10 protein-coding genes and 2 pseudogenes are annotated in these 11,065 nt (G+C 44.2%); 4 read left to right on the top strand and 8 right to left on the bottom strand.

Annotated features, from left to right (window positions below; all coding sequences use genetic code 11):
* Nucleotides 1–64: 64 nt before the first annotated feature.
* From P7F88_RS15945 to sdhC, 4 genes are read right to left on the bottom strand one after another with little or no spacing between them, the layout of a single operon-like run.
* On the bottom strand, nucleotides 65–778 hold the full coding sequence (locus P7F88_RS15945) for a succinate dehydrogenase iron-sulfur subunit (RefSeq protein ID WP_277826304.1): 714 nt from the start codon (nucleotides 776–778) through the stop codon (nucleotides 65–67).
* 14 nt (nucleotides 779–792) lie between these two features.
* Nucleotides 793–2,559, bottom strand: coding sequence for a succinate dehydrogenase flavoprotein subunit (gene sdhA / locus P7F88_RS15940; RefSeq protein WP_277826302.1), 1,767 nt, complete (start codon nucleotides 2,557–2,559; stop codon nucleotides 793–795).
* Entirely contained in the window at nucleotides 2,560–2,904 is a 345-nt protein-coding gene (gene sdhD / locus P7F88_RS15935; protein WP_277826299.1) for a succinate dehydrogenase, hydrophobic membrane anchor protein, read from the bottom strand.
* Nucleotides 2,898–3,290 carry a succinate dehydrogenase cytochrome b556 subunit gene (sdhC, locus tag P7F88_RS15930; RefSeq protein ID WP_277826297.1) on the bottom strand — a complete coding sequence of 131 codons (393 nt, stop codon included), beginning with the start codon at nucleotides 3,288–3,290 and terminating at the stop codon, nucleotides 2,898–2,900. Before sdhC ends, sdhD begins: the two co-directional genes overlap by 7 nt.
* Nucleotides 3,291–3,686: 396 nt before the next feature.
* On the opposite strand from sdhC, the gene P7F88_RS15925 reads away from it, so the two are divergent.
* Nucleotides 3,687–4,976, top strand: a complete 1,290-nt coding sequence (locus tag P7F88_RS15925; RefSeq protein ID WP_277826295.1) for a citrate synthase — start codon at nucleotides 3,687–3,689, stop codon at nucleotides 4,974–4,976.
* 91 nt (nucleotides 4,977–5,067) lie between these two features.
* Here the strand turns inward: P7F88_RS15925 and P7F88_RS26465 are convergent.
* The 3 genes and pseudogenes from P7F88_RS26465 to P7F88_RS15915 form a co-directional block, all read right to left on the bottom strand.
* Nucleotides 5,068–5,201: pseudogene (locus P7F88_RS26465) on the bottom strand (Nif3-like dinuclear metal center protein); the annotation flags it as partial.
* A gap of 441 nt (nucleotides 5,202–5,642) precedes the next feature.
* Nucleotides 5,643–5,960: a hypothetical protein gene (locus P7F88_RS15920; RefSeq protein ID WP_277826293.1), complete on the bottom strand. Its 318-nt coding sequence runs from the start codon at nucleotides 5,958–5,960 to the stop codon at nucleotides 5,643–5,645.
* Nucleotides 5,961–6,102: 142 nt separating this feature from the next.
* Nucleotides 6,103–6,969, bottom strand: a pseudogene (locus P7F88_RS15915) (LysR family transcriptional regulator).
* Nucleotides 6,970–7,189: 220 nt separating this feature from the next.
* Between P7F88_RS15915 and P7F88_RS15910 the strand changes: the two are divergent.
* The 3 genes from P7F88_RS15910 to P7F88_RS15900 all read left to right on the top strand — a co-directional run bounded on the left by P7F88_RS15910 (nucleotide 7,190) and on the right by P7F88_RS15900 (nucleotide 9,438).
* Complete coding sequence (locus P7F88_RS15910; protein WP_277826291.1) at nucleotides 7,190–7,843, top strand: peroxiredoxin-like family protein; 654 nt, start codon at nucleotides 7,190–7,192, stop codon at nucleotides 7,841–7,843.
* A 126-nt stretch (nucleotides 7,844–7,969) separates the two neighbouring features.
* Nucleotides 7,970–8,809 carry a peroxiredoxin family protein gene (locus P7F88_RS15905; RefSeq protein WP_277826289.1) on the top strand — a complete coding sequence of 280 codons (840 nt, stop codon included), beginning with the start codon at nucleotides 7,970–7,972 and terminating at the stop codon, nucleotides 8,807–8,809.
* 179 nt (nucleotides 8,810–8,988) lie between these two features.
* Complete coding sequence (locus P7F88_RS15900) at nucleotides 8,989–9,438, top strand: PaaI family thioesterase (protein WP_277826287.1); 450 nt, start codon at nucleotides 8,989–8,991, stop codon at nucleotides 9,436–9,438.
* A gap of 715 nt (nucleotides 9,439–10,153) precedes the next feature.
* Here the strand turns inward: P7F88_RS15900 and P7F88_RS15895 are convergent.
* Nucleotides 10,154–11,041, bottom strand: a complete 888-nt coding sequence (locus tag P7F88_RS15895) for an NmrA family NAD(P)-binding protein (protein ID WP_277826285.1) — start codon at nucleotides 11,039–11,041, stop codon at nucleotides 10,154–10,156.
* Nucleotides 11,042–11,065: the final 24 nt, after the last annotated feature.

Here is an 11,065-nt window from a genome sequence, read left to right as displayed (position 1 = left end):
AGAGCATTAAATCGCTACTTTTTCACCAGGTGTGCCTATCTATTACCTATCGTAATCTGCCGGGTTAAACCGAACGTTCCACTAGCATAGTCTTTATATGACCGATTGCTTTGGTCGGATTTAATCCCTTAGGACAAACACTTACACAATTCATTATGCCATGGCAACGGAAAACACTAAATGCATCGTCAAGATCAGACAATCGTTCATCTGTTGCAGTGTCCCGGCTATCGATTAGCCATCGGTAAGCAGCCAATAACCCAGCGGGGCCGATAAATTTATCAGGGTTCCACCAGAAAGACGGGCAAGACGTTGTACAACATGCACACATAATACATTCGTACAAACCATCAAGATGCGCGCGTTCGTCCGGCATCTGCAGATTTTCTCTTGATGGTGGCAGGTTGCCGTCAGCAATTAGATAAGGCTTAACTTTTGCGTAGTTATCATAAAATTGCGTCATGTCCACGATCAAGTCACGAACCACAGGCAATCCTGGTAATGGTCTGATTACTATAGGGCTCTGCTCCGTAAGAGCCGAAAGCGGAGTGATACATGCCAGGCCATTTTTTCCGTTCATATTCAAGCCATCTGAACCACATACACCTTCACGGCATGAACGGCGGAAAGAAATGGTTGGGTCCTGCTCTTTCAATAAGATAAGAGCATCCAGAACCATCATGTCTGAACCTTCTTCCACTTCCAGCGTGTAGTCCTTCATATGAGGCTTTTTATCTACATCCGGATTGTAGCGGTAAAGAGAGAATGTCAGTTTCATCGTTTAGTCCTCCCTTAGTAAGTACGTACTTTTGGTGGAAATGCTTCGCGGTATACCGGCTCCATATTTACATCACGCTTCGACATCTCTTCTGTCTCAGGGTTGTAAATGGAGTGGCATAGCCACTGCTCGTCATCGCGATCCGGGAAATCGAATCGGGCGTGTGCACCACGACTCTCGGTACGATAGTTCGCAGCCACAGCCGTTGCGTAAGCTGTTTCCATCAGGTTATCCAGTTCCAGACACTCAATACGCTGAGTATTGAATTCTGAAGACTTATCTGAAAGGTGAGCTTCTTTCAGGCGGTCACGAATCACTTTCAGCTCATCAAGGCCTTTCGCCATTGCTTCGCCTTCACGGAATACAGAGAAGCTATTCTGCATGCAGGTCTGAAGGTCTTTGCGAATCTGTACTGGGTCTTCACCGCTAGCGCTGTTCTCCCAGCGCATAGTACGAGCCAGAGAAGCTTCGATATCAGATTCCGTTGCCGGACGCGCTTCTGCCTGTGCCGCCAAAGTTTCACCAAGGTGTAGGCCTGTTGCACGGCCAAACACCACAAGGTCAAGCAGTGAGTTACCACCCAGACGGTTCGCACCGTGAACCGATACAGAGGCAATTTCACCACAGGCAAATAGCCCCTGAACTTCAATATCTGCACCGCTAGCATCTTGCTTGATAGCCTGACCAGAAACCTGAGTTGGTACACCACCCATCATGTAGTGACAGGTTGGGATAACAGGGATTGGTTCTTTAACCGGATCAACGTGAGCAAAGGTACGGGATAGTTCACAGATGCCCGGCAGGCGAGACTCAAGAACATCTTTACCAAGGTGATCAAGTTTAAGCTTGATATGTGGTCCCCATGGGCCATCACAACCGCGGCCTTCACGAATCTCAATCATCATTGAACGTGCAACCACGTCACGACCAGCAAGGTCTTTCGCGTTCGGCGCATAACGCTCCATAAAGCGCTCACCTTCGCTGTTTAGAAGGTAACCACCTTCACCACGACAACCTTCGGTTACCAGTACACCAGCGCCAGCAATACCTGTTGGGTGGAACTGCCACATTTCGATGTCCTGCATTGGAACGCCTGCACGCAGTGCCATACCCACACCGTCGCCAGTGTTGATGTGTGCGTTAGTTGTTGACTGATAAATTCGGCCTGCACCACCGGTTGCCAAAATTGTTGCTTTAGACTTGAAGTAACAAATCTCACCGGTTTCCATGCAGATTGCGGTACAACCTAGAATAGCGCCATCCTGGTTTTTAACTAGGTCAAGTGCATACCACTCAGAAAAAATCGTGGTTTTATGCTTGATGTTCTGCTGATACAGTGTATGCAGAAGTGCGTGACCGGTACGGTCTGCAGCTGCCGCAGTACGCGCAGCCTGTTCACCACCAAACTCTTTAGACTGACCACCAAACGGGCGTTGGTAGATAGAACCATCATCAAAACGAGAGAATGGTAAGCCCATTTTCTCTAGCTCGATGACTGACTCTGGACCATTCTTACACATGTATTCGATTGCATTCTGATCACCAATGTAGTCAGAACCTTTAACCGTATCGTACATGTGCCACTGCCAGTTATCCTTGTGGGAGTTACCAAGAGCAACGGTGATACCGCCCTGCGCAGATACCGTATGGGAACGAGTTGGAAAAACTTTTGAGAGAAGAGCACAAGTCAGACCCTGCTCTGATATTTGAAGGGCGGCACGCATACCTGCACCACCCGCGCCGATTACTACGGCATCGAATTCACGAACTGGAATAGTCACTTATGCACCCCACAGAATAGATAGTCCAGAGAAGAAATAAACGATAAGTACCGCTACCAAACCAAATTGAAGTAAGCCACGAAGCAACGTTGGCTTTACATAATCCGTCAGCACTTGCCATATCCCAATCCAGCCATGAATCAGAATGCAGGTAAGAGCCAACATGGAAAAGGCTTTAGTAAACGTGCCGCCAAAAAAGGAGGTCCAGGTTTGATAAGTGATATCGTTAAATGCACAAAAACCGACTAAATAGACGGTATACAGGGTGAGAATGATTGCGGTGGCACGAATTAACAGGAAATCGTGGACACCATTTCTGCCTACAGATGATACATGGCTTACCATACAAGAATTCCTCCAAGAAGTGACAGTACCACTGTCGCACCAAATGACACCTTCGCCGTCATCGTTCCGGACTCGAAGTCCTCAAAGTGTCCGAGATCCATAATCAGATGTCGGATGCCACCAACGATGTGATAGGCGAGTGCTGTCAGGATTCCCCAGAGAATAAGTTTGACGAAAAAGCTGTCAACGATATCTGCAGCCTGGGCAAAACCGACTGGCGAGGAGAGGGATAATGATAGTAACCAAAGCAAAATACCGATCGAAACAAAAGTTATCACACCAGATACACGGTGAAGGATTGATGCTATTGCTGTGATCGGAAAGCGAATGGTCTGTAGATCTAGATTTACAGGTCTTGACTTTCTTTCTTTCACGGGCTTGCTCACTCAGCTCCATTGAGCGTTATAGTTATTTTTGATTAACATTCCGTTAATTTAACATTAAAGAAACATTTTCCGATGAAAATTTCATCACAGGCGGAGATTTCGTGTTACTAAAAAGTTAATGCAGGCTCGAAAAACTTTGCACATCAATTCTTTCAAGCCTAGAATTTATAAGGAGTTAATCGCTATATTCGTCGCCACTATACGACCCGCAACATATTAATACAATTGTTGTAACAATTTTTGTTACTCAGAACATGTTTTTAACTTTTTCTGCGTGCAAAATCTTAACAAGTGCACACAAAATGGGACGAAAATTGACTTTCAGCCCGATCATGAGTAAAAAAACAGCTCACAAAAAATCCTGGACGGATTAAATTATAAACAAAGGAGAATGTTATGGCAGATAAGAAAGCGACCCTTCATATTGAAGGTAAAGCTCCAATCGAACTGCCGATTATGGATGGTAATCTAGGCCCAGAAGTAATCGATGTTCGTAAACTAGGTGCAAATGGATACTTTACTTTTGACCCTGGGTTTCTTGCCACTGCATCTTGTGAATCACAAATCACTTTTATCGATGGCGGAAAAGGTGTTCTTTTACACCGTGGTTTCCCTATCGATCAACTTGCAAATCAAGCGGATTATTTAGAAGTTTGTTATATCCTTCTTTATGGTGAAGCACCAAACCGCGATGAATACGAAGAGTTCAAGAAAATAGTTACACGCCATACCATGGTACATGAGCAAATCGCTAGCTTCTTCCATGGTTTCCGTCGTGATGCTCACCCAATGGCAATCATGGTGGGTGTTGTAGGTGCACTTGCTGCGTTCTACCACGACTCATTAGATATCAACAACGACAACCACCGCGAGATTGCAGCATTCCGCTTGCTATCTAAAATGCCTACTCTGGCTGCGATGTGTTATAAGTACTCAATTGGTCAGCCTTTCATCTATCCTCGTAATGACCTTAGCTACGCAGAGAACTTCCTTCACATGATGTTCGCTAACCCATGTGAAGAGTACGAAGTAAACCCTGTTGTCGCACGCGCTATGGATAAAATCTTTACCCTTCACGCAGACCACGAGCAGAACGCTTCAACATCAACCGTTCGTCTTGCTGGTTCATCAGGCGCTAACCCATTCGCATGTATTGCCGCAGGTATCGCTTCTCTTTGGGGGCCAGCTCATGGTGGTGCTAACGAAGCCTGTCTTCGTATGCTTGAAGAAGTAGGTAGCGTAGATCGTATTCCTGAGTATGTTGCTCGAGCAAAAGACAAGGATGACCCATTCCGCCTAATGGGCTTTGGTCACCGTGTTTACAAGAACTACGATCCACGTGCAACGGTAATGCGCGAAGCTTGTCACGAAGTACTGAAAGAGCTAAACATTGAAGATCCACTACTAGACGTAGCGATGGAACTTGAGCGTATCGCTCTATCGGATGAATACTTCGTTGAGAAGAAACTGTATCCAAACGTAGATTTCTATTCAGGTATCATTCTGAAAGCAATTGGTATCCCTGTATCTATGTTTACCGTAATCTTCGCGATGTCTCGTACTATCGGCTGGATTGCTCACTGGAATGAAATGCACAGTGACCCGGCTAACCGTATCGGACGTCCACGTCAGCTTTACACTGGCAAAGAAATGCGTGACTTTAAACCTCTTCACGAGCGTGAATAAGGTTTTTAGGTTACAGGTAATGTTAAAGCGCAGGCTAATTAGCCTGCGCTTTTATTATCCCTAACCTGTCACCTATAACCCTTCACTTCAATTAAACCGGGTTATCGATATCAATAAACTCGACATTCATACCATGCTACTGAGCCAGTCACTCACCCAGCGCTTTATGCCATAGCGCTCAGTAGCATGATGCCCAGCACCAAAGTAATGGATATTTAACCCTCGTTCCCATGGTCCTCGTGGGAATGTATATTAGATTCAAAGTTATCAGTCAGAATTATAAACCGTTAACGGGGTAATTCTCATCTTTTCAGTATGTTACGTGGATATTTTCAGCCACAGTATGCATTACCACGCAGAGCGTGGGAACGAGGTAAATGGCACTTTGCGGGACAATTTGACTCATATTTGCCCCAAAGCGACACAGCATAATTTTCGACCGATAAATCCTGTCAGGATTTGCCCTACATTTCCTAATGTTGGGCAAGAACCGGAGCGTGAACGGTTTTGGACAAAAGCTTTCAGTACAGAGCTTCTTGGCTAAATTACCTTTATGCGTTTTTTATAAGAATTTATTCACGCCTGAGATTTTTCGAGGCAACTTCACCCAAACCCAATGCACTAGTAGAAAGTGTATATTTGGTAAATTTTCCAGTTAATTACTTCTCAGTATGCACACCAAGAAGCATTAGCTTGGATAGATAAATAGGCAATGTAGGGAAAACTGAACATTCCTCCCATTACAATGCTTAAAAAGCCGAACACATAAGCTTTAACGGTTGCACCTTCTCGCCACACCACCCAGCTAGCTAGCAAAAACAAATGAATTAAAAAATCAATATCAAACTGGCTTCTCCAATTCATACTCAGCAGATCATTTACCGCTACAGATGGCCAGTTAAAGCCATACCCATTAACAGCAATTATGGTGAATACATAAATAATAACTGTTGATAATACCAGTAAATACCGAAAAAACTTCATGATTACCTCATGTTCAGCATAGACTACCAAACCTTATACTGAAGAATGTATATACTGTACATTATGAGAAGGCTTTCACTTGTGAGTGTGTGTATTACGCATTGAATTGTAACAAGATTATGACTTTATGGTCAGTTTGAATCTAACTTAGCTGCGCTTTCAAGAACTCAATAAACACTTTTGTTTTTGCTGGCATCACTCTACCGCTCGGTATTAATGCATTCACAGGAGGGCCAGATATTGATGTGCTGGGGAGTAGTTCTACCATATCTCCACTTTTTAGAGCTTGGCTAACAGCTTTGTCATACACTTGCGCAATGCCTAAGCCTGATACAACGGCATCGACCAACGCCCTTCCATCATTAAATACCGCTATTGGTCATATTGATATTTCAGATGTCTTTCCGCTTGAGTCTTTAAAAAGCCACGGGCGGATTTTTCCAGTCGGGGCACGAAAGGCTACGGAGTTATGATTACGCAACTCATTTAAATCTTTAGGGATACCAAATTCTTCTATGTATCTTGGAGAGGCGCAAAGTATTCTTTTGGCCTGACCTAGGTTTTTGGCAACAAATGAGCTGTCATCCAACTCACCAATCCGAACTACAACGTCCCATTCTCCTTGAACGGCATCTTCAAATCGGTCTGTCAGAGATAGTTCAACAGTAACTTTAGGGAAATTATCGGTAAATTCTCTCAATGTATTAACGACATTGCGCCCGATAGCGTTAGGAAGATTCACTCGCAGTTTACCTACAGGCTCGTCTTTTCTTGCTTCTAATAGGAGCCTCGCATCATTAATGGTATCAAGCGCATGCTTCGCTGCCTCAAAATAAATCCTTCCTTCTTCCGTCAAACTAACTGAGCGTGTTGTTCGATTAAACAGCTTTAACCCTAGCTCCGCTTCAAGCTTTCTAACGGCTTTTCCCGTTCCTGATTTCGTTGAATTAAGGGAAGCAGCCGCCAAGGTAAAACTACCAAATTCAGCGACAGCAACAAATGCAACCATCTCATTCAAGAGTGCATTTTTGAACATAATTGTGTCCAATTGGGATACTATGAGTATCAAAGTAGCATGTTTATCCCTCAAATAAAAAACAATAATCTTACCTCACTGGTTCGAAGCACAAGCTTATACAAGCAATACGCTTCAATACGGTGCTCAGAATTAAACAGCTTATGTACGTTCTGAATTTAGCCGAATATGAAAACAACTTGAGGAAGAAATCATGTCTCTACAACAACAACTAGATACTTTTAAAGAACAATTCAAGAAACAAGCTCCTGCACCCGCTTATGAAGCATTCAGTCGCTCAACACAAGAGCTAATTGAAAGTGGGCAAGCTGATAATGCCCTAAAGGTTGGGAACAAAGCCCCTGATTTTGTATTAAGTGACTCTGAAGGTAACGACGTAGCCCTAAAAATACTATTGGCGAACGGCCCTGTTGTGATTAGCTTCTATCGTGGCGTGTGGTGCCCATACTGCAACATCGAACTGCAAGCTTTGGAAGCGGCAGCTAAGGACATCGCGGCCAAAGGTGCAACCCTTGTCGCTATCTCTATGCAAGGTGCTGCGGATAGCCGTAAATCTCAACGTGACAACAATCTCAGCTTCCCAATCCTGACTGACAAAGCTGGCGAGCTAGCGGACAAGTTCGGTATTCGTTGGCAAGTTCAGGATTATGTGATCGAGTTCAAAAAAATGTTCAATGTCGTTCTTCCGAATATCCATGGTGATGGTCAGTGGAATCTACCGATGCCTGCACGTTATGTGATAGACACAGACGGAACGATTGACTACGCGGAAGTGAATCCAGATTACACTCAGCGACCTGAGCCGAGTGACCTGTTTCCTGTACTCGATTCTCTTGCAAAGAAATAAGCCCTGTTTTCCAGCAGTGAAAAACTATGCCGCAATATAAGTAGCTTAGATTTTATCCTCTTGATAGGGGTGGCAGTAGCCAAGTTCTCCTCACCCCATCATAAATGTATTTAGAAGGTAAGTAAGATGAAAAAAATGATTTTGCCACTGATTCTACTCAATATGATTGGTGGTATTGGCTCTGGTATTATGTTCTGGCTCTCTGGAGAACTGATATGGTTGGGTTCGTTTCTCACTACGCTCCCTTTACCATTTTTTCTCATGGTGCTAATTAACATGACAGGCATCGCAAGGACGTCTTCACGTTTACCTTTAGTTCAGCTTATGAGCTTAGTCGGGATCGCGTTTGTTGCTATGTATATATATAGGGCTGAACATCTGACAAGTGCTCAGTATATTGCGATACCTTTAGCTGCATTTGGTTCGCTTTTTGTACAGTGGTATATCCGAAGTTTTTCCATCTATAATCGAAAAAAAAGTAAGACCATCGTAAAAGGCCAACTATTACCAGAGTTCGACTTAAGTCGGTTAGATGAAAGTGTTATATCTTCAACATCTTTTATTGGATCAAAAACGTTAATCGTCTTCTTTAGAGCAAACTGGTGTCCTTTCTGTATGAACCAGTTCAAAGAGGTTCAAAAGCTCGCTGACACGTTGAAAAGTCGTGACGTGAAGGTGAAATTTATTTCCAATCAGGGTTTTGATAACTCAAAGAAACTGGTCGATAAAATGGGTTTACCAGAACACTTTGAGATTTTACAAGATGTTGACTTAAAGGCGGCCAAGAGACTAGGGATTGAGGACATCGGTGGTTCCCCTGCAGGTATGTCGGGATACCCTGAAGATACTGTTATGGCAACAGTGATTACGCTAGATGAAAATGGTTTAGTAACTTTTGGTGATGAAACAGATAACTATCGTGTGCGCCCTCATCCAGATACATTCTTATCGGTGTTTAACAAGTAATAGTCAGGCGAAGCTACAAGCAACGGCCCGTAAAACAAGTTCTCAGCGAAAATATGTTGAGGATGAAGGCGTTAGATGGGTGACCGCTTGTTTTGACAAATATCTGAATCGCTACTAGCTTAATTAGCTGTGGCGGTTCAACTCGCAATCATACTGTAACCTTTCATCAAAGGGATATCATGAACGAAAAAGGCTCTTATATTTCCAATGACAAGTATGCGAATAACCTTGGCATTGAGCTTGTAAAAGTAGAAACTGAATTTGCTCGTTGTGAGCTAGAAATAAATGAAAATCACAAGAATGGATTGGGCACTTTACACGGTGCGGTGATTTTTGCATTGGCTGATATCGCTTTTGCAGCCGCGTGCAACACAGTAAATACATCAATCGGTATGCAAGCTGATATCAAGTTTTTAAATAAGCCTGAAGGTAGTCGTTTAATTGCGGAAGCTAATATTGTTTCGGGGTCAAACAAGATAGGCCATTATCACGTACGTATATCAGATAACGAAGGTGTACATGTTGCCGAATTCAACTCGATCTCATACCGCTTCCCCCTAAACCGTAGATGTATTAATGATGACTCATTTGTAAACTGCATAAAAAATCAGAATGTTCTCACAAAATAAAAACGCCACTCTGCACGAAAATGGGAGTTTTCGCTCACGGCCAGACCAGACATGAGTAATGGTTAGGTGTTCAAGTCATTTCGTGTTCACGTTTTTCACTGTTCAGCTAACAATCAAGGTACTAATGTACTATCTGAATTAAAACAGTATGTTAAAGTTGATCAAGGCCTTGTAACTAGCTTAACTTTAAGGAAAAAGATTGAAACTGACTATCAAGTATGGAACTGACAGTTTGGACTGGAGAGAAATCCTCCCAAAACTTTGCAAAAAACCATTTCCACGCTTAGCCTTGAGAGTGCATATTAATGCAAAGGCTCCGAAACAACCTAACTACTTGTACCGGCTGTGGCTGCCTTTCTTTGAGAAGCTGCAGCCTATTCAACCCAAACGATGAGGTCGCCTCTCATGGCAATGAACCAAGATATTTTATTGAAGGTCGTGATGAGGAACAAAGTGATAGTTACTGCAACTCGGATCACTTCGGGAGCATTGCTCGCTAATTTTAGTGAACCTCCCAAAGCGCTGGCTGTTCAGAGAGTATTCAGCCAAAATGTCGATTAACTGTGCTTTATCATCTAATAGTTCGGCTCTTTTCGTTCGGATCGGTCGGGGAATGCGCATGAACTGCACTTAAAGCGACTTAATAGCTTGATGCTCGCTTGCCGAGTAATGCTTGATAGTTAAACTCTTACGTGACAACAATCATGACTTCACCTTATTCTCCCAGAAGAGCGGTACGATTTTTCATCGCCCAATCTTCTAGTGTCAGTGCTGCGCGGCCGGTCACATGAGGAACGTCATCACGCACTGTGCCCAGATAGGCCATCCGGCCATCCTGGATCTGACGCATCACCTCTACACCACTTGCGGCATAATTCGGCTCAACGTCTACCGCACCTGAGTTAAAGAATTCTTCCAGCTCACTTGCCGGACGCACATCACAAGTGATCTCTGTACCCAGCGCTTTAGTTAAAATAGCCGCTGCTTCAACGCCGTTCAGAGATTCTGTGCTCAACCAATAATCCTTGCCATGGTGCTTTTCTGCACCGTCACGCAGCACGATAGCAGCCACTTCTGCCGCATCTTCCAGCGCAATCCAGCCCCAGCGTGCGTCGCCTGAGTAGATAGAAAAGCGGTTGTTCTTAATCTGAGTAACGTTGACCAGGTTTTCCATAAAGTAGTTGGGATGCAAGTTGGTCCATTTCAGGCCGCTGGCTGCAATATAGGTTTCCACCATCTGGTGCCAGGCAAAGTGTGGGTCAGTGACATCAGGGTTATGGAATACTCCCCAGTGCACCATGTGCTGAACACCTGCCTTAACCGCTGCATCGGTTAGCGTCTTGCTCTGTACCAGCATGTCCACCGTGTAACCGGTCAGCATAAACACGCTGTCGACACCTGCCAATGCTGTGCCGAATGTACGCGGTTCATCCAGGTCAAGCAGTACCGCATTGCGCCCCTGTGCTTTCCAGTCATCAACTTGCGCCTGACGACGTGAGCTGACGACGACCTCAACATCACCCGCCAGTTGCTGCAGCTTATTAACAACCTGACCACCCACCTGACCGGTAGATCCAACAACCAGAACTTTCTTTTTACTCATGAGTTTATCCTTGGTTTATAACCT

The organism is Vibrio hannami, assembly GCF_029589055.1.
Classification (GTDB): Bacteria; Pseudomonadota; Gammaproteobacteria; order Enterobacterales; family Vibrionaceae; genus Vibrio; species Vibrio hannami.
The sequence above is the reverse complement of the archived record's forward strand: the minus strand, read 5'-3'. Positions and strand labels throughout refer to the sequence as shown.

Excerpts from the sequence above, each read along its gene's own strand:
- P7F88_RS15945 (WP_277826304.1), bottom strand. The coding sequence starts at position 778 with ATGAAACTGACATTCTCTCTTTACCGCTACAATCCGGATGTAGATAAA.
- sdhD (WP_277826299.1), bottom strand. The coding sequence starts at position 2,904 with ATGGTAAGCCATGTATCATCTGTAGGCAGAAATGGTGTCCACGATTTC.
- P7F88_RS15925 (WP_277826295.1), top strand. The coding sequence starts at position 3,687 with ATGGCAGATAAGAAAGCGACCCTTCATATTGAAGGTAAAGCTCCAATC.
- P7F88_RS15920 (WP_277826293.1), bottom strand. The coding sequence starts at position 5,960 with ATGAAGTTTTTTCGGTATTTACTGGTATTATCAACAGTTATTATTTAT.
- P7F88_RS15910 (WP_277826291.1), top strand. The coding sequence starts at position 7,190 with ATGTCTCTACAACAACAACTAGATACTTTTAAAGAACAATTCAAGAAA.
- P7F88_RS15905 (WP_277826289.1), top strand. The coding sequence starts at position 7,970 with ATGAAAAAAATGATTTTGCCACTGATTCTACTCAATATGATTGGTGGT.
- P7F88_RS15900 (WP_277826287.1), top strand. The coding sequence starts at position 8,989 with ATGAACGAAAAAGGCTCTTATATTTCCAATGACAAGTATGCGAATAAC.
- P7F88_RS15895 (WP_277826285.1), bottom strand. The coding sequence starts at position 11,041 with ATGAGTAAAAAGAAAGTTCTGGTTGTTGGATCTACCGGTCAGGTGGGT.